Origin of the sequence: Rhodococcus sp. Z13, assembly GCF_025837095.1 — a bacterium.
GTDB classification, from domain to species: Bacteria; Actinomycetota; Actinomycetes; order Mycobacteriales; family Mycobacteriaceae; genus Rhodococcus; species Rhodococcus sacchari.
This window is the reverse complement of sequence record NZ_CP107551.1, coordinates 1,474,717-1,497,407: the sequence shown is the minus strand read 5'-3', so window position 1 is coordinate 1,497,407 and position 22,691 is coordinate 1,474,717. Positions and strand designations below refer to the sequence as shown.

General features: G+C 67.9%; 21 protein-coding genes. 4 read left to right on the top strand and 17 right to left on the bottom strand.

The genetic code is table 11. The features are described from left to right. Positions 1-31: 31 nt before the first annotated feature. The 10 genes from OED52_RS06840 to OED52_RS06795 all read right to left on the bottom strand — a co-directional run bounded on the left by OED52_RS06840 (position 32) and on the right by OED52_RS06795 (position 9,610). Positions 32-835: an IclR family transcriptional regulator gene (locus OED52_RS06840; RefSeq protein ID WP_264153903.1), complete on the bottom strand. Its 804-nt coding sequence runs from the start codon at positions 833-835 to the stop codon at positions 32-34. Positions 836-929: 94 nt separating this feature from the next. Then, positions 930-1,670, bottom strand: coding sequence for a cupin domain-containing protein (locus tag OED52_RS06835; protein ID WP_264153902.1), 741 nt, complete (start codon positions 1,668-1,670; stop codon positions 930-932). Next, a complete protein-coding gene (locus OED52_RS06830; RefSeq protein WP_264153901.1) occupies positions 1,667-2,536 on the bottom strand; it encodes an ABC transporter ATP-binding protein in 870 nt (289 codons plus the stop codon). Before OED52_RS06830 ends, OED52_RS06835 begins: the two co-directional genes overlap by 4 nt. Further along, on the bottom strand, positions 2,533-3,447 hold the full coding sequence (locus OED52_RS06825) for an ABC transporter ATP-binding protein (RefSeq protein WP_264153900.1): 915 nt from the start codon (positions 3,445-3,447) through the stop codon (positions 2,533-2,535). The genes OED52_RS06830 and OED52_RS06825 overlap by 4 nt, the downstream gene beginning before the upstream one ends. After that, a complete protein-coding gene (locus OED52_RS06820; protein ID WP_264153899.1) occupies positions 3,440-4,270 on the bottom strand; it encodes an ABC transporter permease in 831 nt (276 codons plus the stop codon). The genes OED52_RS06825 and OED52_RS06820 overlap by 8 nt, the downstream gene beginning before the upstream one ends. Further along, on the bottom strand, positions 4,267-5,400 hold the full coding sequence (locus OED52_RS06815; protein ID WP_264153898.1) for an ABC transporter permease: 1,134 nt from the start codon (positions 5,398-5,400) through the stop codon (positions 4,267-4,269). Before OED52_RS06815 ends, OED52_RS06820 begins: the two co-directional genes overlap by 4 nt. Further along, positions 5,384-6,415: a zinc-dependent alcohol dehydrogenase gene (locus OED52_RS06810; protein WP_264153897.1), complete on the bottom strand. Its 1,032-nt coding sequence runs from the start codon at positions 6,413-6,415 to the stop codon at positions 5,384-5,386. Before OED52_RS06810 ends, OED52_RS06815 begins: the two co-directional genes overlap by 17 nt. After that, the gene (locus OED52_RS06805) at positions 6,408-7,145 is read right to left on the bottom strand and encodes a cupin domain-containing protein (protein ID WP_264153896.1); all 738 of its coding nucleotides are present in this window, start codon (positions 7,143-7,145) and stop codon (positions 6,408-6,410) included. Before OED52_RS06805 ends, OED52_RS06810 begins: the two co-directional genes overlap by 8 nt. A gap of 39 nt (positions 7,146-7,184) precedes the next feature. Continuing rightward, positions 7,185-8,762, bottom strand: a complete 1,578-nt coding sequence (locus OED52_RS06800; protein WP_264153895.1) for an ABC transporter substrate-binding protein — start codon at positions 8,760-8,762, stop codon at positions 7,185-7,187. A 53-nt stretch (positions 8,763-8,815) separates the two neighbouring features. Beyond that, positions 8,816-9,610, bottom strand: coding sequence for a cupin domain-containing protein (locus tag OED52_RS06795; RefSeq protein ID WP_264153894.1), 795 nt, complete (start codon positions 9,608-9,610; stop codon positions 8,816-8,818). A 257-nt stretch (positions 9,611-9,867) separates the two neighbouring features. On the opposite strand from OED52_RS06795, the gene OED52_RS06790 reads away from it, so the two are divergent. Next, positions 9,868-10,635 carry an SDR family oxidoreductase gene (locus tag OED52_RS06790; RefSeq protein ID WP_264153893.1) on the top strand — a complete coding sequence of 256 codons (768 nt, stop codon included), beginning with the start codon at positions 9,868-9,870 and terminating at the stop codon, positions 10,633-10,635. Between the two features lie 207 nt (positions 10,636-10,842). On the opposite strand, the gene rutA is transcribed toward OED52_RS06790, so the two are convergent. The 7 genes from rutA to OED52_RS06755 form a co-directional block, all read right to left on the bottom strand. Further along, positions 10,843-11,925, bottom strand: coding sequence for a pyrimidine utilization protein A (gene rutA / locus OED52_RS06785; protein WP_264153892.1), 1,083 nt, complete (start codon positions 11,923-11,925; stop codon positions 10,843-10,845). Between the two features lie 129 nt (positions 11,926-12,054). Next, on the bottom strand, positions 12,055-13,104 hold the full coding sequence (locus tag OED52_RS06780; protein WP_264153891.1) for a LacI family DNA-binding transcriptional regulator: 1,050 nt from the start codon (positions 13,102-13,104) through the stop codon (positions 12,055-12,057). 118 nt (positions 13,105-13,222) lie between these two features. Further along, positions 13,223-15,721, bottom strand: a complete 2,499-nt coding sequence (locus OED52_RS06775) for a phosphoenolpyruvate synthase (protein WP_264153890.1) — start codon at positions 15,719-15,721, stop codon at positions 13,223-13,225. Positions 15,722-16,030: 309 nt separating this feature from the next. Continuing rightward, positions 16,031-16,909, bottom strand: coding sequence for a sulfurtransferase (locus OED52_RS06770; RefSeq protein ID WP_264153889.1), 879 nt, complete (start codon positions 16,907-16,909; stop codon positions 16,031-16,033). A gap of 102 nt (positions 16,910-17,011) precedes the next feature. Next, positions 17,012-18,376, bottom strand: a complete 1,365-nt coding sequence (locus tag OED52_RS06765) for an MFS transporter (protein ID WP_264153888.1) — start codon at positions 18,374-18,376, stop codon at positions 17,012-17,014. A gap of 144 nt (positions 18,377-18,520) precedes the next feature. Next, on the bottom strand, positions 18,521-19,177 hold the full coding sequence (locus OED52_RS06760) for a 3-phosphoshikimate 1-carboxyvinyltransferase (protein WP_264153887.1): 657 nt from the start codon (positions 19,175-19,177) through the stop codon (positions 18,521-18,523). Continuing rightward, positions 19,174-20,106, bottom strand: coding sequence for an Lrp/AsnC family transcriptional regulator (locus tag OED52_RS06755; protein WP_264153886.1), 933 nt, complete (start codon positions 20,104-20,106; stop codon positions 19,174-19,176). The genes OED52_RS06760 and OED52_RS06755 overlap by 4 nt, the downstream gene beginning before the upstream one ends. Before the next feature lie 248 nt (positions 20,107-20,354). On the opposite strand from OED52_RS06755, the gene OED52_RS06750 reads away from it, so the two are divergent. Genes OED52_RS06750 through OED52_RS06740 form a run of 3 tightly spaced genes read left to right on the top strand, consistent with a single transcriptional unit; the run spans position 20,355 to position 22,691 of the window. Next, on the top strand, positions 20,355-21,188 hold the full coding sequence (locus OED52_RS06750; protein WP_264153885.1) for an ABC transporter substrate-binding protein: 834 nt from the start codon (positions 20,355-20,357) through the stop codon (positions 21,186-21,188). 4 nt (positions 21,189-21,192) lie between these two features. Next, complete coding sequence (locus OED52_RS06745; RefSeq protein ID WP_264153884.1) at positions 21,193-21,924, top strand: amino acid ABC transporter permease; 732 nt, start codon at positions 21,193-21,195, stop codon at positions 21,922-21,924. Continuing rightward, positions 21,921-22,691, top strand: coding sequence for an amino acid ABC transporter ATP-binding protein (locus OED52_RS06740; protein WP_264153883.1), 771 nt, complete (start codon positions 21,921-21,923; stop codon positions 22,689-22,691). The genes OED52_RS06745 and OED52_RS06740 overlap by 4 nt, the downstream gene beginning before the upstream one ends.

Below are 22,691 nucleotides of genomic sequence, written 5' to 3'. Positions count from 1 at the left end.
GTGTCCGGACCGATCCGCCCGGACCGGTTCCTCAGAACTCGATGCGGGCCAGGTGTTCGTTGATCTCGGTGGCGGCCTCCCTGACCGCGGCCTTCACCTGTTCACGTCGGTTCGCGTCGAGTCGGTAGATGGGTCCGGCCATGCTCAGTGCGGCGACGACCTGGCGACGGGCCCTGATGGCGGCAGCGCATCCCCAGATGCCCTCCTCGATCTGGCCGAAGCTCTCGGCCCAGCCCTGCTCGGCGATCATGGCGAGTTCGGCGTCGCCGGGCAGTTCCGGGCTCGCGCCGAAGGAGTAGACCGAGGCGTAGTACTCGGTGCGTTCCCTGGGCTTCATGGCCGCCAGCAGCACACGCGCGGCGGCGCCCTGGTTCAGGGGCATGAGCCGTCCGCGTTCGAACGCCAGCCGCACCGAGGACCGGGTCTCCTCCATGTCCACCGCGACGACGGCATGACCCATCCGCCGGATGAGGAGCGAGGTCTCTCCGTGCTCGCGGGTCAGCCGCTCGAGTACCGGGCGAGTGATCTCGGCGATGCCGGCCGACCCGGCCCGTGCGGCCCGTGCGAGTTCGACTGCGCGCAGCGAGACGCGGTACCCGCCGAACTCGGCTTCCTCCAGCAGGCCGACCTCACGCAGTTGGCTGACGTAGCGGTACGCCGAGCTGACCGGGATGTCCATGCGTGCGGCGATCTCCTGGACCGTCTGGGTGTGGCATTCCTCGGTGAAACCGAGCAGCACACCCAGTCGGCGCCGGTGGGTCTCCGAGCCGCTCGCGGCCGTCCGCGCCACCTTCTCGGTTCGATTCCGGTTTCCGACGGCGTTCGTCGTCACCATGTGTGCTCTCCTCCACGTCGCTTACGAACTGTGTGCCGGTGCCCTTCGTGTCGCGGCGTCACGCAGTTCCTCCGGATGCCGCCGCGATCACCGGTCACGCGGGGTCGAGAACGAGATCCCAAGCACCGTCGTGCCATTCGAGCAGTGTCGCTCCGTGTTCGGAGAACTCGTGCCCGCCGTGTACGTACTCGGCGGGGTTGTACAGATACCAGCCCTGCTTCATCTCGTGCAGTTCGTCCGCCACGATCGCGCCGTCGAGACAGAGGATCTCCTCACCACAGGGGTGGTGGCCACGGCCGGCTCCGACGAAACCCGGCGGCACGGTCAGCTCGCGGATGTCGCCACCGAGGGCCGAATCCACCCACATGACCCGGCGTGTGATGCCGGTCTTCTTCCCCGCCACGACGGACTCGACCACCGGCATGTCCTCCGGTGTCGCCACCAGGACCGTCTCACCGTGGTCGGCGAGCCCCGGGCAGGCACCGTGGTCGGGGCGCCGGATGAGCACCACGGTGGCGCCGGCTTCGCTGGTGACGGTGAGTTCCTCGTCGCCGCGGGGGCGCAACGCCACCATCGTGCCGCGACCGCGCTGTGCGCCCCGGATCGTGATCGTGCCGTCGAGGACGTAGCCGATCAGCGGCAGTTCACCGGCCCGCATCCGATGGGTGCGGGTGGATCCGGGTGCCAGGCGCACGAGTGCCGACAGCACGGACCCGTCCGGGGATCGGCGGAGCACCGTCCACGATCCACCTCCGCCGATCAGGTCGTCCCATCGGGACAGGTTCGTGTCGTAGCACACCCGGGTGCCGCTGTGATGTGTCTCCTGCGTCGTCACAGCGCCGCACCTCCCGCGACAGGGGCGGGCTCCGAAGCGTGGAGACCGGACCCGAGGCTGGCATCGATCAGACGGCGGGCGTAGTCCGTGACCGGATTTCCCAGGACCTCCACGGTCGGGCCGTATTCGACCATGACGCCGTGCCGCAGGACGGCAGTCGTGTCGGTGATCGCCTCGGCGACGCGCAGGTCGTGGGTGATGAACAGCCATGCGATCTCCCGCGCGCTGTGCAGGTCGCACAACAGGCGGAGCACCTCGCGCTGGCTCGTCGCGTCCAACGCCGAGGTCGGTTCGTCGAGGACGAGCAGGTCCGGCTGGAGCATCAACGCCCGCGCGATGCACACGCGCTGTGCCTGACCGCCGCTCAACTGTCCCGGATAGCGGGAGACGAACTCGCGGGGAAGTCCTACGGCGGCGAGGCCGTCCGACACCCGCTCGGCGATCTCGGCCTTCGACAGGTCGCGTCGATGGATACGCAGCGGTTCGGCCAGGGACGAGCCGACCTTCATCCGCGGATCGAGCGAGTCGAAGGGCTGCTGGAAGACGAAGCCCACGCGACGGGCGAGCTGCCGAGTGCGGTCCTTGCCTCCGAGCGTGCCGGTTCCGAGGACGTCCACATCTCCCTCGTCCGCGCCGATCTGGCCGAGGACGAGTTTGCCGATGGTGGACTTGCCCGAACCGCTCTCGCCGATGAGCGCCAGCCGCTCCCCCGCCCGGATCGTCAGATCCACGCTGTCGAGGGCGAGCACGTCCCGGTTTCCCTTGCGGTAGCGCTTGGTGACGTTCCGGAGGGAGACCGCGCAGTTCCGGTCCATCTGTGTCTCGTCGACGGCACCGGTCGAGGTGTCGAATTCCACCGTCGTCATCGATCGGCCCCCTTCTCGTCGGTGTCGCCGGCCACGGGTTCTGTGGTCCCGAGCAGGGCTGCGCCGCGTCCCATTCCGGAAGCGAGGAGTTCGCGGGTGTACGGGTGCCGGGGATCGGAGACGACGTCACCCACCGCACCGGATTCGACGGCACGCCCGTGCAGCATCACGACGATGCGGTCGGCGTAGCGCGCCGCGACACCGAGATCGTGGGTGATCAGCAGGGCCGCCGAACGGGTCTCCATCACCGTGTGACGCAGGCGTGCCAGCACGTCGGCCTGGACGATGGGGTCCAGGGCGGTGGTGGGTTCGTCGGCGAGCAGGACGCTGGGTCGCTTGCAGATGGCCAGGGCGATCACGACCCGCTGGGCGAGACCGCCGCTCAGTTCGTGGGGATAGGCCTGCCACACGAGATCGAAGTCCCGGACCCCGGCGTCGAACAGTGCCTCGATCGCACGTTCGCGGATCTCCTTCCTGCTCATCCGCTCGGACCGCAGGGTGAGTTCGAACTGGCGACGGATCGAGATCACCGGGTTCAGCGCCCCGGACGTGCTCTGGGGGACGAATCCGACGACCTTGCCGCGCACCTGCCGCAACGTCCGGTCCGGAAGGGCGAGGAGGTCGTCGTACCGGGTCCCGTCCCGCCCGACGACACCGATCGTGCCCCGGATGTCGGCCGAAGCGGGCAGCAACCGGATCACGGACCGCACGAGGGTGGACTTTCCGGATCCGGACTCCCCCACCACGGCAACGATCTCGCCGCGGTGCAGGTCCAGGGACACGTCCTCCACCGCACGGCTGCCGGATTCCTGTCCCGGATAGGTGACGCTCAGGTGCGAAACCGACAACACCGGTTCCGTCGGTGTGTCGACGAGGCTCGGCGGTGTGCCGAGCACGGCGGATTCAGGCATGGGCGAGCCCCTTCCTGGTCGAGAGGCGACGTGCCAGCGCGTTCAGCGCCAGTACGAGCGCGCAGATCGTGGCGGTCGGGAAGACCAGCAGCCACCAGACCCCGCTGGCCACCTCCTCCGAGCCCTGCCGGATGAGCTCACCCCAGCTCGGGTCGGGCGGGGCGATACCGATTCCGAGGAATCCCAGGGCCGCGAGGGCGATGATCGCGTTGCCGATCGACAGCGAGAACTGGCTCGCGATGATGCCGGACACCCCGGGGAGGATGTGCCGCAACGCGATCCGGGTGCGGGAGGCACCGTAGCCGCGCGCCGCGACGACGTACGGTTCGTGGACCACCGACAGTGCCTGGGCGTAGGTGACCTTCGCGAAGAGCGGGATGTTGACCAGGGCGAGAGCGGCGATCACCCCGGTGACGTTGGTGCCCCTGCCCCCGATGCCGACGACGATGATCATCAGGACGGCGACGGGCAGCGACTGCATCATGTCCAGCACGCGCAGGAGCCATTCGCTGCGGCCGGACGAACCCGACTGCCGGCCCGCCAGGACCGAGGCCGCCAGGGCACCGAGGACGACGCCGAGCGCTCCGCCGACCAGCGTGCCCACCAGCGCGATGGGCAGGATCTCCGCGGTCGCGGCCAGCGTCACCGAGAACACGTCGAGGCCGCTGCGGTCGGTTCCGAACCAGTGGGTGGCACCGGGACCGGTCAGGATCGCCTCGAGGTGCGGTTCCCGCGGATCGAAGGGCAGGGGGCCGAAGCCGGCGAGCAGGAGCCCGGCCACCACGACGACGGCGACGACGACGCTCCAGTCGGTACGTTTCATCTCTTCACCCGCACTCTCGGATCGAGCCAGTACATGGACATGTCGGCGACGATGTACGCGAGCAGCGCCAGGCCGGCACCCGCGATGATGTAGCCCTCGAGCACCGGGATGTCGGCCTCGAGCGCGCCCTCCGCGCCCCACTGGCCGAGCCCCTGCCAGTTGAAGACCACCTCGACCACCGCGCTGCCGCCGATCAGGCTGCCGACCACGATTCCGCTCGCCGCCACCGCCGGAAGCAGCGAGGCACGCACGGCGAGGCGGACGACGGTCGGTTCCCCGATCCCACGGGCCCGGGCGAACGCTGTGTGCGACGAGGCGAAGACCTCCGCGGCCGCCGCGTACACCACGCGGGCGAACACGACGCTGCCGGAGATCCCGAGCGCCGCGATCGGCAGGACCATCTGCTGGGCGGCGGCCCCCGCCGTGCTCCAGTCACCGGTGAGCACGGCGTCCAGGAACGCTGCGCCGGTGATGGCCGGGGGCGACGACGCCGTCATCGGGAGCTGCCCCAGGGGGAGCGGCAGCACGCCGAGGAAGTAGAAGAAGACCAGGCTGCCCAGGATTCCCAGGACGAAGTCCGGAATCGCCTGGATCAGCGCGACACCCGTGCTGATCGACGAGCGGGCGACCGGCGACTTCCAGTACGCCATGGCCACACCGAGGGTGGTACCGAGTACGAGGGCGACGATCCAGGCGCCGACGACGAGTTCGAGTGTCGAGGCCACGCGGGCACCGAGTGCGACCGTGACCGACTCGCCGGTGAAGTAGGACTCCCCGAGGGAGCCCCCGGCCAGTGCCTTCAGGAACTCCACGTAGCGGGTCCAGAGGCTCTGGTCGAGACCGAGTTCGGCGTTGACGCGGGCGATCTCCTCGGGCGTGGCGAAGTCGCCGAGGAGGACACCGGCGGGATTGCTCGGGATCAGATTGACCAGCCCGAATGCCAGGGTGCACAGCGCGAACAGGGTCACCGGGACGAGGGCGAGACGTCCGAGGAAATAGCGCATACCCCAGGGCAGGCGCTGCCACATCCGCAGCACACCGGAGCTGCGGGCGGGGGTCTCCGGGGCCGGGTCCGGGACGTCCTGCGCCGGCGACGCCGGTAGGGCGGTGCGATCAACCGTTTGCGACATCCACCATCACCCTCCCTCTCACCCGATCCGGGGTCCGATTGATCCATCCGTCGAAGACCTCGGGGAGCTCTTCGAGCGTGATCCGCCGCGCGATGGTCGGTTTCAGGTCGACGGAACCCTGCGCCAGCAGTTGCAGCGACTTGTCCTTGTTCGGTGCCGCGCGGACGCCGACGACGGTCAGTTCCCGCTCGATCAGCGCCCACCCGTCGACGGGCACCTCTCCTCCTCCGAGGAGGGCGACCCGGCCGCCGTAGCCGCACACCGCGAAGGACTGGGCGATCCCCCAGTCGCTGCAGGTGGATTCGTAGACCACGGACGGCCCGTCCGGCAGCAACTCGTGTACCGCGTCGCGGATCGGGAAGTTGCGCTCGGGGACGTCGACGATCTCGTGGCAGCCGAGTTCGCGTGCCATCCGACGGTTCTCCTCCCCCACGCCGACTCCGACGACACGGCATCCGAGCGCCACCGCGACCGCCACGGCGGCCAGCCCCATGGCGCCCAGGCCGATCACGACGCAGTCCTCGTCCTTCTCGGTGCGGACGAGATCGAATCCGTTGACCGCGGTCATGACCCCGGACAGCATCGCCGCGTCGTCGAGATCCACACCGTCGGGAATGCGGGTGAGGTGTGCCGCCTCCACGGCGATGTACTCCTGTGCGACCTCCTGGCGGGGGAACTCTCCGGCGATGAAGCCGCGGCACAGGTTCGTCCGTCCGGCCAGGCACATCCGGCACTTCCCGCAGGTGGGCAGGCCCGTTGCGGTGACGCGGTCGCCGACCGTCCAGTTCTCCACGGCGGCACCCACCCGTTCCACGACACCCGCGAAGTCCACCCCGAAACCGATGGGATAGGAGCTGCGCAGATAACGCGGTTCGCGGGCCGCGGCGATCTCGATGTCGGTGCCGTAGGGCGAGAACCGGACGATGCGGACGAGCACCTGACTGTCGGTGATGGACGGAACGGGCGCGTCCACGACGTCGACGACACCGGGCCGGGCGATCACTGCTCTACGCATCGTCGCCTTCCTTCGGCAGGAGCGTCATGTACACCACCGCGGCTCCGTCGGCGGCGACGAGCGGTTCGGTGCCCGAGGATCGCCCGGGAGAGAACACGAAGGTTCCTTCCTCCAGGACGGTTCCCGCGTAGGTCACGGATCCGGTCACCACGAAGAACTCGACGTCCACCGACTCGTGGCCCCCGGGGGTGTAGCTCGTCCCGGCGGGGAGTTCCACCACCCAGCTCCCCGCGCCGCTGTCCGTGTCGACGCTGAGGGGAACCGTCCTGGGCCCTTCCTCACCCTGCTCGCCGCCGAGCGGCTGGGGTGCGTACACGAGCGGTCTGGTCTCCGGGTACCGGCCGACCGCGTACGCCTCACGGACCAGGGGTTCGTCGATGTAGTTGAAGTCGAGGGTGCCGCCCACCCGGGAGAGGAACCAGGCTTCCCCCTTCAGCGCACTCATGAACCCGTGGACGGTGCGCGGCGGGTGGTAGACGTAGTCGACCGGTTCGAGCCACATCACCGAGTCGAAACTCATGGCGCCCTTCACGCACATGATCTCTTCGTAGACATTGTGGAAGTGGGCGCGGGTCGGAGGTGTGTAGCCCTCGTTCGTGTCGATCCTCTGGAGCGCGGTACGCCCGCCGCCCGAACGTGTCCGGAGCAGCTTGGTGAACAGGCCGGGGGCGTTGGGCACCGGCGTCCACTCCATGTCGGCGGTCCGCACGATGACGGTCCGATCAGTCACTGTCGTTACCCTTTCGTCGCGTTGGTGCCGGTTCTGTGCTCAGCAGGGCGACAGGTGGTAGGCGAGCGGGGCAAGGTAGGGGTACGTGGCGAGTCCGCAGGTGCCGTCGGCGGCGACGTACGCGATGCCGGTGTCGACCAGCGGGATGGACCCCATCGTCTCGTTCCACGCTGCGACCGCCTCGGCACCGAGCCGGGTGCGTTCCGCGCCGAGGGGCTGGGCGACCGCCTGTGCCACGAGGTCGTTGACGGCGGGCTCGTCGTCGAATCCGTAGTTGAAGGGCCCGCCCGCGGTGTGCAGCAGGCTCATGGCGTAGGCGATGTCGGCGGCGGCCGGCGCCTCACTGGTGAGCAGTGCCTCGAACGAGGACGACGTCTGCACCTCGGAGAAGCGCGACGCACTTCCGATGTTCTCGATCTGCACCGCCACCCCGAGTTCCTTCCAGGCGGACTGCAGGGCGATGGCGACACTGTTCGCGTCGACACCCGGGGCGGACCCGGCGCTGACGGTGAGGGTCAGTTCGAACCCGTCGGCATAGGGTGTCGACGCCATGAGTCGCTTGGCCTCGTCCAGGTCGTACGAGAAGTACTTGCCGGTGGCACCGTCCACGCCCGGGACGCTGGACGACAGTACCGATTCGGCGGGCTCGGCCGTTCCGCTGTAGACGGTGTCGGCGAGGAGCTGCCGGTCGACCGCCATGGACAGTGCCCGTCGCACGTCCGGGTTCGCGAGTGCCGGAGTGGCCTTCTTGTTGAGCACGACGACCTGCTGGCTCAACGAGGGGGAGACGTAGGTGTCGAAGCCGGCGACGCCCTTCATCTCCTCGTAGACGTTGCCCGGCACACGGGCCGCGAAGTCGGCGGACCCCGACTTGAGCAGCTGGACCGGCGACTGGGCACCGGCACTCAGCACCACGACGCTGTCGTAGGGGGGCTCGCCCTCCCAGTAGTTCTCGTTGGCGGTGTAGACGATCCGCTCACCGGGCTGGAACGACTCCACCGTGTACGGGCCGAAGTTGGCGCTGTTGGTGCGCAGCCACTCCGTCGCCCACGGATCGTCGGCCGTGGCATGTTCCTTCACGACGGTGCTGTCGAGGATGCCCGGATAGTAGTAGGTGATGGCGAACAGGACCAGAGGCGTGACCGCCCCGTTCAGGCGGACGGTGTCCTCGTCGAGGATCGTGACGGGCTCGGCGGGATCGATGCCACCGGTGGTCATGAGGAACTTCCCGATGGAGTCCTCCACGGCCACGGCCCGTTCGAAGGTGTAGGCGACGTCCTCGGCGGTGAGAGGGTTCCCGGCAGCCGAGGTGGCGTCCCGCAGTTTCAGGACCAGGCCCTCGGGTACGAGTTCGTAGGATTCCGCAAGCCCGGCGACGACCTGGTCCACCCCCGGGAGCACCGTCTCGCCGCGTTCCTGGGGTTCGTACTGCAGCAGGCTGCTGAGCATCGGAAGATGGGCGAACTGGGCCGCAACCGGCTCCATCAGGGGGTACAGGGTGTTGGGTACGGCCGGCACCGACATGGTGAGCTGGTTGTCGCTCGACGCTCCGCTCGCGGTGGTCGCCCCACCGGCACCCGCACAACCGCTCACCGCGAAGGTGAGGGTCGTGGCCACGGCCGTCCAGTTGAGCACACGCCGGCGCGTGGCCGGTCCGAGTTTTGAAACGATCACGTGTGGTTCTCCGAATCGATTTGGTGCGAGTGGATTCCGAAACATCCGCCCGAGCGCGGGATTCCGCTGGGGACGGGCATCGGGCCCTCGACGGTCACGTAGTTGAAATCTATTGGCCCACTTGTCCAGGTGAGTGCGAAGCATCCGGTCTCACTGCGTTCGCGAGCGCCGTGCACCACATGGGGCGGACGGAAGAGATAGCTGCCCGCGGTGTACACGGGTTCGTCCTCGAGTGCTACGTCGCCGGCGACGATGAACGCCTCCTCCGACACGGTGTGGAAGTGCTGTCCCGCGCGTCCCACCCATCCGGGAGGGAGCCTGAGCGCGTACGTCTGGGCTCCCGTGTCCGGATCCTCACGGAGCACGGCCATCTCGGATCGGTTCCAGCCCTGCCCGTGGCCCCGCCACGGAAATTCCTCCGGATCCGTATGGAGCACACCGTCCTCGCCGGACCGGACCGGCGAGGTGACCGGAATCCGCTGGACGAGCGCAGTGACCGGGCCCGCCGATCGTACGGTGACGGTGGAACCCGATCCGGAGAACCAGCAGTGGTAGCTCCCTGCCGCTCCCACTGTGCCGTCCCCGAAGACGAGCTCGCCGGAGAGGACGAAGACCTCGAGATCACCTTGTCCCGAACCGGTTTCGTCGGAGGACCACCCTGCGGGAATCTCGAACAGTGAGATCGTCGTGCCCTCGTCCTCGTCACGGTTGAGTTCGCGGCATCTGACACCCGCGCCGAGATCGATCCAGGCCGACTCGGTCAGGTGCCGGTACTGGACGTGAGGTTTCATCGGGCGGAAGGAGAGGACATGCGGACAGCATTCGCTTGCATGGGGATTCGCATGAACATGATTCTGCACCCCGTTTTCCGGGAATCGATTTCCTGGGAGTTAATAAACCGGGACGATCTCGCATCGCATGTTGATAACACCCCTCGATATGTGAGGAGTACCGTCTCATCGCCCGAGAACCGGTTCGACGCGGGGACGGATGCGTGCTTCGATACATCTGTACTTCTAAATTCTTGCTGTAGAAGGGAATACAACAAATGCGGGTGAAGGGACGTGTCGCTCTGGTGACGGCCGCCGGAGGTCACACCGGATCGGTGATCGCACGTGTGATGGCGGAGGGTGGCGCGCGGGTCGCCCTCCAGGTCCGGAAATCGAATCCGTCGATCACCCGGCTCGCGAGCGAACTCGAGACCCTGACCGAGGTGCGCGTGATCGAGGGCACCATCGACGACCGAGCGGGCGCCGCCGAGGTGGTCCGGACGGCCACGGAGGGACTCGGTCCGGTGGAGATCCTCGTGAACAACGCCGGCGGCATGCGCACGGGCGCTTTCGCGACGTTGCAGCCCGATGATCTCGAGTTCACGCTCGATGCCAATCTACGGACGGCCTGGTGGTGTGCACAGGCCGTCGTTCCGTCCATGGTGGAGCGCGGATTCGGCCGGATCGTGAACGTCACCTCCATCGGTGCGACCGGCAGCGCGCAGAACGCGAACTATGCCGTCTCCAAGGCGGCTGCCGACGGCCTCACACGTACCCTGGCTCTCGAATTCGGCCGTCACGGCATCACCGTCAATTCGGTGGTGCCGGGACTCATCGCGAACGAGAAGCTGAAGGCGCTCGAACCGACGACCCTCTCACGCCTGGTGTCGCCGTCACCGATGGGACAGGCCGTCGAGTCGATCGATGTCGCGAACGCCGTGCGGTTCCTCGCTTCGGAGGAGGCCCGATACATCACGGGGCAGCTGCTCCACGTCTCGGCCGGCCTCTACCGTACGGTGGCCGGGATGGACACCTCCGGCGTCTGAACGCCTTTCGCTCCTCCCGCCCGGGCAGTGACCGCCGGGGCGGGAGGATACGGGTACCCCGCTCGCGGCACGGTGTGCAGCGCAGAGCGGACCCCCGGCGGTGAATCACGTCGAGAGGGTCGAATCCCGTCGTGGTTCGATCCGGCCGGGGGCCTGGTCGATGTTCCGTCCGTCGGGTGACGGCGGTCGTGTCGGTCTACTCGAATGTCAGGCTGCGGCCTGAATCGTGGTACGGCTCTTCATCAACGGCTGGATCCGCGTACCGAACTTCTCGATACCCTCCACGAAATCGTCGAAGGTCAACATGATCCCCTTGATCCCGTCGATCCCCGCGACCTCGTCGAGCATCCTCGCCACCGACTCGTACGAACCCACCAACGTACCCATGTTGAAGTTCACCGCACCCTCGGGCAACGAGATCGTCTTCGCCGTCGACGACTCATCGGCCGTCGCATCCGCCGACGACTGATCCGCCATGTACCCCAGCGCCGCCAGATCGGCATTGTCGTGGTAGTCCTGCCACTTCGCCTGCGCCGCCTCGTCGGTCTCCTCCGCGATGATCATGAACAACGTCAGAGCACCCACATCCCGGCCCGTCTCCTCGGCCGCGGACACCAGGCTCGCCACCGACTCCGAGATCGCCGTCGGCGTATTGATCCCCGACCCCATGATGAAATTGAAATCGGCCATCTCCGACGCGAACTTCATCCCCGCCTTCGACTGACCCGCCGCCACGATCGGCACACCACCACCGGTCGGACGCGGCGAGAGCACACACTCGTCCATCGTGTAGTGCTCACCCTTGAAATTGCTGACCCCATCGGCCCACAACTGCTTCATCACCGTCACGTACTCGGTGGCCTGCGCATAGCGGTACCCGAAGTACTCCTCCCCCGGCCACAACCCCATCTGCGTGTACTCGTTCGGCGCCCACCCGGTCACGATGTTGACCCCGAACCGGCCCGGCGCGATCGAATCGATCGTCGACGCCATCCGCGCCACGATCGCCGGCGGCAACGTCAGGATCGCCGTCGAGGCGAACAACTTGATCTTCTCCGTCGCCGCGGCCAGACCCGCCATCAACGTGAACGATTCGAGATTGTGATCCCAGAACTCGGTCTCACCCCCGAACCCCTTCAGCTTGATCATCGACAGAGCGAAGTCGAGTCCGTACGACTCGGCCTTCTGCACGATCGTCTTGTTCAATTCGAACGAGGGCATGTACTGCGGGGCGCTCTTGGAGATGAGCCAGCCGTTGTTGCCGATGGGGATGAAGACGCCGATTTCCATGACACTCACTCCTGAGGACGGGGAGACGGGAAAGCGCTCCGGCCACACTGCCCGACACGCTGTGACTTCGAATGTATTCAGGTGTTATTGCCGTCTGTGTGCCGTCCGGTAACGGGCTTGTTGCTCGCGTTAACGATCGTCGACAGCGCCTGTGAACGGCATCGCACATGGCGCCGCGCTCCCCCGTTCCACCCAGGCGACGTCGAAGTTGCGGTGCACCGCCTCGCTCTCGTCCCCGTAGATGCGCGCCAGCAGCAGATCCGCCGCGGCAGCCGCCATGTCCTCGAGCGGCTGCCGCACGGTCGTCAGGTCGAAGATCGCCCAGCTCGACTGCTGCAGGTCGTTGTATCCCACCACCGAGACCTCCCCCGGCACCTCGAGGTCGAGCCGCTTGGCGGCATCGAGCGTGCCGTAGGCGATGTAGTCGGTCGCGCAGAACACTGCGGTGGGCCGCTCCTTCCCGCCCAGCAGCGCCAACCCACCCGCGAGACCGGTGGCCGCGTCCACCGCGCCGCGATGGATGTACCTCTCGTCGATCGGTACCCCGAGCGCATCGAGACCGTCACGGAAGCCCTTCTCCCGCAATCGGATGCTGGGGTTCTCCAGCGGGCCGGAGATCAAGCCGATACGGGTGTGCCCCATGGCGACCAGATTCTCGGCGACGAGCCGGCCGCCGCCGATGTTGTCGGAGGTCACCCGGTCCACCCGTCCCACGAGCCGGTCGTCGACGTCGCGGTTGAGGATGACCAGCGGGATCTTCCAGTCGATCATCTCCGAGACGATCGGCGAGTCGAGTCGAGAGGAGATGAACACGACGCCGTCGACCAGCCCTCCGCGCAGCGCGAGAATGTCCTTCTCCAGCGAACCCTCCGTGCGGTCGCTCAGGAGCAGCACCCGGTAGTCGTTGCGGGCGAAGCAGTCCTGCAGGGTGTTCACCAGGGTCGGGTAGGAGGGGTTGTGCAGGTCGCCGCTGACGACACCGATGGTCGACGACTTCCGGGTGATCAGGCTCCGCGCGGTGACGTGCGGGACGTATCCCATCTCCTTCGCCAACGCCTGGATCCGCAGGCGTGTGCCCTCGACGACCCGCGGGTCGTCGCGCAGGGCGCGGGACACCGTCGACTGCGAGACCCCCGCGCGACGAGCGACGTCGTAACTGGTGACCGACTTGTTGCCCATTCCCGGATTGTAGGGACGCGACGGCGGACGGAGGAGTCGTGCCACAGTTCACATGGCGAGCCGCGATCCGCTGCAGCACTCGCCGGAGCGGACAGCCGACCTCGTAGCGGATGGACGATCACAGGACCTCGACGTATCCCTCGGTACCGTTCACGCGGATGCGTTGCCCGTCGCGGATGAGGCGGGTGGCGCCCTCCACCCCCACGACGGCCGGCAGTCCGTATTCGCGGGCGATGACCGCGCCGTGGGTCATCAGCCCGCCCACCTCGGTGACCAGACCGCGCACCGTCACGAACGCCGGGGTCCAGCTCGGGTCGGTGAAGGCGGTGACCAGGATGTCGCCGGGTTCGAGATCCGCCCCGTCCGTGTCGGCGACGACGCGGGCCCGCCCTTCGACGACACCGGTGGACACCGCGATGCCGGGCAGGGCTCCGTCGGGGAGCCCGTCGCGGTTGTACGCACCGACGAGGGTTTCCCCGGTCGACAGCAGCACCCGCGGCGGGGTGAGCGTGGCGTGGCCGGCGAACTCCCGTCTCCGCTCGGCGACGAGATCGCGGCAGGGACGCCGGGTGCGGACCACCTCCTCGAACTCGTCGAAGCGCAGGAAGAAGACGTCGTCGGGCGTGTCGACCATCCCGGCGTGGACGAGCCGCTCGGCCTCGCGCAGCAGCACCTGCTTGTACACGAGGTAGCGGCCGACCATGGCGTACTTCGGGTACTCCCGGTAGCCGGCGAACGCCCGGATCCGGTCGATCAGCCGCTCGACCTCCCGCGCCTTGTTCTCCCCGTCGGGTAGGTCGCGCACGCGGTCGAGGAGTTCGCGCCTCTTCTCCTCCGCGCGGCGGCGTCCGTCGTCGAAAAGTCGTTGTGCGGCGCCCGGTTCGAAGTTGGCGAGGTTGCTCGCGATCATCGGCACCAGCATGGTGGGGCGTTCGACCCAGCGGGGACGGGTGAGGTCGATCTCGCCGACGCAGCGCCGGCCGTACCGGGCGAGGAAGCCCTCGAACACTTGCCGCACCTGCGGGCCGCCTTCGAGTCGGCCGAGTGCGTCGAGGAACCGCGCATCGTCGAAGCCGCGCTCGTCGACCTGTTTCAGGAAGGCGACGACGTCCGGATGTGGGCGGACGGCGTCGGCGACGTCCAGCAATGCCAGGCCCATCTCGGAGGTGACGTTGTAGGGCACCGACTGCGAGACGAGGTCGGCGACGTTCCGTTCCCCCAGCCAATCCCGGATCCGCTCGTTCAGCTGTTCCGCGGCCTCCATCCCCGCCGCGATCACCTTGCCGCTCTCCGGGTCGAACAGCACGCGCTGCAGCTCCGCGATGTCGGCACGGATGAACTCGAACACCTCCGCGCCGGTGAGGTTCTCGATGCGGCGAGCGGACTCCGCGATCGACTCCTCGTGCCGGTCCACGAGTTCGGGGACGATGCCCGGATCGATGTCGTCGGGTGCGGGCGGCAGACCGACGCGTGGAGCGGCGGGGTCGTCGGGCCGGACGGGCACGAATCCCCGCTCGAGGACGGTCTGCAGGGCGTCGCCGATGAGGGGGTCGGACCTCCCGATCGCCGCCACGAGGTCCGGCCCCCGCGCGGGTGAGGCGAGCATGCCGGTGACGTCGACGAAGAGTCGTCCACCCGCGTGCCGCATGGGTGCCCGGCTGGTCAGCTGCCACACCGAGATCCCCAGTGGTGTGATGGGATCGGTCATCATCTGCTGGTGACCGACGGACACGTAGACGTGTGGCCCGTCGTCGCCGGCCTCCGGGATCGGGAACAGTGTGGTGATCGGCCGGCTCTGCACGATCCGGAAAGCGCCGTCGGCGAAACACCATTCGATGTCCTGGGGAGAGCCGAAGTGCGCTTCGATCCGACGTCCCAGTGCCACCAGGTCCTTCACCTGCCCGTCGGCCAGGACCGGAGTGTCCCGTTGCAGGGTGTGCTCGACGATTTCGCCGTCGCGTACCGCATACGCGTCGGCGTTCACCTGTCCGGCGACGAGACCCTCCCCCGGCCCGGGCACGGCGTCCACGCGGGCGACGGTGCGGTCGGAGGTGACGGGGTCGGCGGTGAACAGCACGCCGGAGGCCTGCGGGACCACCATCCGCTGCACGACGACGGCCATGTGCACCCGGCTGTGGTCGAAGCCGTTGCGCTGCCGGTAGGCGACGGCGCGTTCGGTGAACAGCGACGCCCAGCAGCGGCGGATGTGCCGGAGGATCCCCGCGGTTCCCCGGATGTCCAGGTAGCTGTCCTGCTGGCCGGCGAAGGATGCGGTGGGCAGGTCCTCTGCGGTCGCGCTGGACCGCACGGCGACGGGAACGTCCTCGCCGAGCTCCCGGATCCGCGCGGTGATCTCCTCGGCGATCACGTCCGGGACGGGACGGTCCTCGATCGCCTGCCGGATCCGTGCACTCGCCACCGTGAGGTCGCCGGAGTCGAGCAGGTCGTCGACGGACGCCGCCGCGAGAACCTCCCTGTAGGCGTCGGTCGTCACGCAGAACCCGTCGGGGACGTGGGCATCGGCGATGCGTCGCAGTTCCCCGAGATTCGCCCCCTTCCCACCCGCGACCGGCACTGCGGTGCGGTCGAGATCGTCGATATTCACCACGTAGGCCATTGCGGCTCCCCACCTGCGGATTCGATGCTGTGCAGGCGAGTATGGACCGAATTCGCGATCCTCATGAGCTCCGCGGATCGTGTATAACCTGAAAGGGGGACGGAAATCGGAGTTACAGCGGTGCGCCGAACTGCGAGCCCAGCCGCAGCGCCTGGTCCGTCACCCGTTCCGCCAGCTCCACCCGTTCCTCGAGGGTTCCGGTGAGCAGCACCCAGGAGCGGCCGGTCGCGGATACTGCTCCAACTGTGCAAGCGGCGGATTGGTGTTCCCGACTTCCCGTGACGCAGTCGGGAACACCGGATCGGCGGTTCAGCGCGGGTCCGGGCCCTCCACCAGCGGAAGCGACTCGTCGGCCGTCCACGCGTTGAGCGACCCGTCGTACACGGCCACGTCCGACCGGCCCACCGCCGCGAGGGCGTGGGCGAGACCGGACGCCGCGATCCCGCCACCGCAGTAGGTCACCGGCTTCACGTGCGGGTCGAGCGCACCGGCCTCCTCGAACACCGCCCGCAACTCCGCGACCGGCTTCAGCTGCCCGGTCGTCGGATCGACGAGGTCCGCGAAGGGGATGTTGATGCTGCCGGGGATGTGACCGCGGCGCGGATAGGACGGGCTCTCCCCGCGGTAGGTGGCCGGATCGAGGGCGTTGATGATGAGCGTCTGCGGGTCGTCGAGTGCGGCCAGCATCTCCTGCGTCGACCTCAGCAGTTCCGGGCGGCGACGCGGACGGAAGGTCGCTCCGTGCGGTATGACCTGTTCGTCCGAAACGGGGAATCCTCCCGCCTTCCAGGCCGGCAACCCGCCGTCGAGCACCGCGACGTCGTCGAATCCGTCGAGCCGCAGCTGCCACCACAGTCGCGCGGCCCAGATGCCGTTCTTCTGGTCGTAGACCACCACCCGGCGTCCGGGGCCGATCCCGATCGCACCGGCCGCCGCGGCGAACCGGGCCGGAGGCGCGGCGGTGAACGGTTGCTGCGCTTCGTGATCGGAGAAATCCGTGAACAGGTCGGCGTAGACCGCGCCGGGAATGTGCTCCTCCAGGTAGGTCGCCAACCCGGGCTCGATGTGCACGGACCCGTCCGGCGGCATGCTCAGGTGCACGGTGGCGTCGACGATGACGAGGTCCTCGTCCCCCAGTTGCTCGTACAGCCACTCCGCGGAGACGGTGTTCGGCTTCGTGTCGCTCATCGAGGTCCTCCTCTGCTCTCGGCGTCTCCACTCCAGTAGAGCAGTCACAGGACCGGGTGGGTTCGGCCCGCTCATCGGGGCCGAACCCACCCGGAATCGACGTCAGTTCCCTTCGGTCCGGGTAGCAGCGAGGTTCTTGCCCCGGGTCTCCGACGCGATCCAGGCGGCGAGAATCGTCACACACGCGGTACCGACGAGGATGAGGCTCAACGGCAGGCTCGACCCGTCCGACGCGACCAGCAGGCTCGCAGCGATCATCGGCGTGAAGCCGGCGCCGATCAGGCTGGCGAACTGGTAGCCGAAGGACACCCCGGTGTACCGCACGTCGGTGCCGAACATCTCCGACAGCATCGGTGCGAGCGGCGCATACATCGCCGACTGCACGACCTGCCCGAACAGCAACGCCACCGTGAGCAGCGCGATCGAACCGGTGTTGATCATCATGTACAGCGGGAAGGCGTACAGCACCGCGACCGCCGCGCCCGTGAGGCTCACGGCGCGGCGTCCCACGCGGTCGGACAGCGCCGAGAAACCGGGGATGGTGACGATCGAAACGACCGACATCAGCACCAGAACCCGCATGACGGTCGACGAGCTGTATCCCACCGATGTCGTGTAGGCGATGATGTGCGACGTGATCAGGGCCGTCATCGCGAACGGGCCGATACCCACGGCACACGCGAGGATGAGCGGGCGCGGGCGCCGGAGCAGTTGCAGCACCGGCGGTTTCGCCTCTGCGGCGGCCTCCGCTTTCGCCGCGGCCTGCTCGAAGACGGGACTTTCGACGACGCTCATGCGCACGTAGAGACCGATCACCAGGAGCACGGCGCTGGCGATGAACGGGAGCCGCCATCCCCACGACTCGAACGACGCGTCCGGCAGCAGGGTCGCGAGCATCACGGCCGACGTCGACAGCAGGAATCCGATCGGCGAACCGAGCTGCATGAGTCCGGTCCACAGTCCGCGACGACGGTCGTCGGAGTGCTCGGCGACCATCAGTGCCGCGCCACCCCATTCGCCACCGACGGCGACACCCTGCACGACACGCAGCGTCACGAGCAGGACGGGCGCCAGCACGCCGATCTGGTCGTAGGTGGGCAGGATGCCGATCGCGAAGCTGGCGATACCCATCATCACCATCGTGATGACGAGCATCGACTTGCGTCCGAGCCGATCACCGAAGTGCCCGAACACCAGGCCGCCGAGTGGCCGCGCGACGTATCCGGCGGCGAGGGTGCCGAAGGCTGCGATCGTCGAGACCGCCGAGTTCGACGACGGGAAGAACAGGTCGCCGAAGACGAGGGCGGCCATTGTGCTGTAGAGCAGGAAGTCGTAGTACTCGATGGTGGTGCCGAGCAGGCTCGACAGGGTGACCTTCCGCAGTTGCGCGAGGTCACCGGTGGGCGGGCTCTGAACGGCGCGTGTCGTGTTCGTTGCCTCGGTCGGGGCCGACGCAGGCTGCTCCATTCAGCACTCCTGGGATCGCAGGGACAGGGTCGGCGTCACACCGTTCTGTGACGCCCATCCCCGCGACTGTGTCAATCCACCGCGAGACGAGCTATGGACGCGCCCGCTCAATGGGAGATTTTCGTAGGGCTCAGGGCCAGGGGCTCAGGACCGAACGACGTAGTCCGACGGCAACAGTGCGCTGCCGGGCAGCAGGTACTCGTCGGCCCCGAGCAGCGCGGCCCACCGGTCGAGGAAACCCGGGAAGACATCGAGCGGGGTGGTGTCGACGATCCGCACCCCCGGCTGCAGCAGCGCGACCAGCAGGGCCGCCAGCACGACCCGCACGTCTCCGTGGTGGTCGACCACCCCGGAGACCGGACCGAGTCCGGGGGTGACGACGAGGTTCTCCCCCGCGACCCGCACGTCCACCCCCAGTTGCGAGAGCAGCGGAGCCCACTGCGCCGCCGACCCGTCGGAGCCCGTCAGCACGCACTCGTCGGTCGCCCGGGTGGCGGCGACGGCGTAGAGCGGCAGCACGTCCGCCGACAGGGTCGCGTCGAAGGGCTGCAGTTCCCCGGCGGTGGAGCGGGTGGTGGCGGTCAACCCGTCGGCGGAGGCGACGACGTAGGCCCAGGTGCGCGCGAGGTCCGCGCGGATCCGGCGCACGGCGCCGGCGTCGAGGGGCAGCGGGTCGCGCACCAGCACGGTGCCGCCGGTCACGACACCGGCGAGGAGCAGGGCGGTCACCGCGACCTCCGACGCCTCGGGGTCCACACGGCCACGCACCGGGATTGCGGCGCAGGGAAGTTCGATGGTCACGGGTTCTCCTCCTGGATGGTCGAGAGCACGGGGACGTTGTTGTACCGCTCCTTGACGGTGCGGAAGTGGACCCAGCTCTCGAGGTCGAGCACGGAACGGAGCGCGCGGACGGTGTCGAGCGACGAGACGACGTCCTCGAGGCGCGTGGCATGAACGGTACCCAACAGGTCGAACCGTCCGATGGTGCTGGCGAGGAAGTTCACACCCGGCAGGTCCTTGATCACCTCCGCCAGATCCGACGCTGAACCACTTGCACGGATGCCGAATCCCACCGCGACCTCGGTCTCGTGCTGGCCGCCGGTGAGGGCACCGATGCGCAGCACCCCGTCGTCGATCAGGCGCTTGACGCGGATGCGGGCGGTGCCCGGCGAGGTGCCGGCGGCCTCGGCCAGTTCCGTGTAGGAGGCGCGCCCGTCGTCCTGCAGGACCCCGAGCAGGCGGACGTCGAGCGGGTCGAGGTGGGTGACGGGCACCTTGTCGGGCCGGCCGATGTCGACGATGAGGTCGGTGTAGACGAGGGTGTTCGTCTCCCGGACCCCGTCGATGCTGCGGATGCGTTCGAGGGAGGCTGCCAGGCGTGCGGCCCCGGCGGTGCGGATCTCCGCGATGAGCGGGTAGCGGCCGCTGGTGAGCGAGACGTAGGGCACGTCGTGCAGTTCGGCGATCCGCGCCGCCACCTGCCGCACCGGTTTGTCCACCGCGATGGCGACGTGGGCGAGCGCGTCGAGGCCGATGGTGGAGGGGTGCACGATGCCGACGACGTGCACGCGACCGCTCTCGATCAGCGCGTTCAGGCGCTTGGAGATGGTGGGTCTGGAGACCCCGAGCTTGGCGGCGAGTTCGTTGCGTCCGATCCGTCCGTCGATCCGCAGTTCCTCGACGATTCGGACATCGAGGTCGGATGTCGCAAATGTTACGGACGTGGTCATGTGATGTTTACAAACGAAATCCGGTCCAGCCTGACTTTACTTATCATCAGCAACCTCCTCTTCGATGAACCATCCGGCAACCGACCGGGCAGAAAATGTTTCCCGAAAATCAAAGAGTGACGTGCACTGCTCCGAATCGGACTTGGACAGAACATATCCCACTCCATATGTTTCGAACCACCCGAACGAGCACAGACCAGCGCCGATCTCGTTGCTCGACATCCCCCGCCTCGACAGGAGATTGATCGATGAGAAAAGTAGGACTGCTCGCAGCCGCCTCCGGCCTCGCCCTGCTGGTCAGTGCGTGCGGAAGCGGATCCGAAGGCACCGAAGCCGACGGCAACGCGCCCGCCGGATTGGCTCGTGCCGGCGAGGTCACCTTCTGCACCGACCCCGAGTACCCCCCGATGGAGTACTACGCCGAGGGCGACACCGGCACCCCCATCGGATTCGACTCCGACGGCGCCAAGGCCCTCGCCGAACTGTGGGGCGTGGAGGCGAAATGGCAGATCACGGCCTTCGACGGCCTCATGCCGGGCCTGCAGGCCGGCCGCTGCGACATCCTGTGGACCGCGCTGTACATGAGCCCCGAACGCCTCGAGGTCGCCGACGCCACCGCCTTCCTCGAGACCGGCCCCGGCCTGATCGTCCGCTCCGGCGACACCTCGATCACCAGCTCCGAGGACCTCGCCGGCAAGACCGTCGCCGTGCAGGGCGGCGGCAGCAACGAACTGACCATCAAGGCCCTGTCCGACGAACTCGAGGCCCAGGGTCTGCCGGGCATCACCGTCCAGGCCTACCCCAAGACCGCCGAGACCGTCGCCGCCGTCACCAACGGCAAGGCCGACGCCCTGATCGAGACCGACGTCGCCGTCGTCGAGATGGTGAACAAGTCCGGTGGCGCCCTCGAAGCGGTGCCGGACATCTTCCCCGCCGACACGAAGTTCGGTGTGTTCACCAAGAAGGATTCGCCGCTGAGCCCGGCTGTCGCCGACGGGATCAGGACCCTCGTCGAGAACGGAACCCTGCAGGAGATCGCCGTCGAGTACGGCCTCGATCCCTCGCGCGTCGTGACGGGTTGACGCCATGACCTTCGACTTCGACATCTTCCTCTCCGCGCTGACGTCCTCGGCGTTCTTCAAGGGCGCCTGGCTCTCGATCGCCCTCGCGGTGACGTCGATGATCTTCGCCACCCTGATCGGCTTCGGCGCTGCGCTGCTGCGCATCAGCGACAACCGTTTCGCCCGCGCCGTCGGCGGTGCCTACGTGTGGTTCTTCCGCGCCATCCCGACCCTGCTGGTGCTGCTGATCATCTGGAACGCCGGCCCGCAGCTGTTCCCCGGCCTGCGGGAGGACTGGTTCAGCCCCTTCCTCGCGGCCTTCATCGGGTTCGCGGTGGTCGAGGCCGCCTACATGGCGGAGATCCTGCGCTCGGCGCTGCTCAGCGTCGACGACGGCCAGCGCCTCGCAGCCCGCGCCATCGGCCTGCCGCCGCACAAGGTGATGCTGAAAGTGGTGCTGCCGCAGGCCGTCAAGGTCGCGCTGCCGCCCACGGGCAACGAGTTCATCGCGATGCTCAAGTACACCTCGCTCGCCTCGGTCATCTCCCTGCGTGAGCTGCTCACCACGGCGCAGGTCGGGGTGTCCAACACCTTCCGCTACGCGGAGTACTACAGCGCCGCCCTCGTCTACTACCTCGTCATCGTCACCGCGCTGATGGGTGTGCAGACACTGGTGGAGCGCCGCTACCGCTGGGTCTCGTCCGGGGTGACCACCGCCCCGACGGCCGGCACGACCAAGGAGACGGTGACAGCATGACCGGCACCGCACTGCTCGAGACGATCGGACTGCGGAAGACATACGGCCGCAACGAGATCCTCAAGGGCGTCGACTTCTCGATCGACCAGGGTCAGGTCAAGGCCGTGCTCGGCCCCTCGGGGTCCGGCAAGTCCACCATCCTGCGCCTGATGTCACTGCTCGAACCCGCTGACTCCGGGTCCATCCTGCTCCGCGGCAAGGAGATCGGAGTCGAGACCGGACGCGACGGACGGTCCGTGCCACTGCCCGAGCGCAAGCTCGCCCGCGAACGCACGAACATCGGCATGGTCTTCCAGAAGTTCAACCTGTTCGCGCACCTCGACGTCCTCCACAACGTCACCCTCGGTCTCACCGAGGTGCACGGGGTCCCGAAGGACGAGGCCGTGCACCGCGCCGAGCAGATGCTCGAACGGGTCGGCATGTCCGAGCGCATGCGGCACTACCCGTCGGAGCTGTCCGGCGGCCAGCAGCAGCGCGTCGCGATCGCCCGGGCCCTGGTCCTCGACCCGGCGGTGATGCTGTTCGACGAACCCACCTCCGCCCTCGACCCGGAACTCGTCAACGAGGTCCTCTACGTCATGGAAGACCTTGCCCAGCAGGGCATGACGATGATCGTGGTCACCCACGAGACCCGGTTCGCGCGACGCGTCGCCGACGAGGTCGCCCTGTTCTCCAACGGGGTGATCGTCGAGCAGGCCCCGCCGGAGCAGTTCTTCACCGCGCCGCAGCACGAACGCACCCGCGAGTTCCTGTCCCACATCCACTGA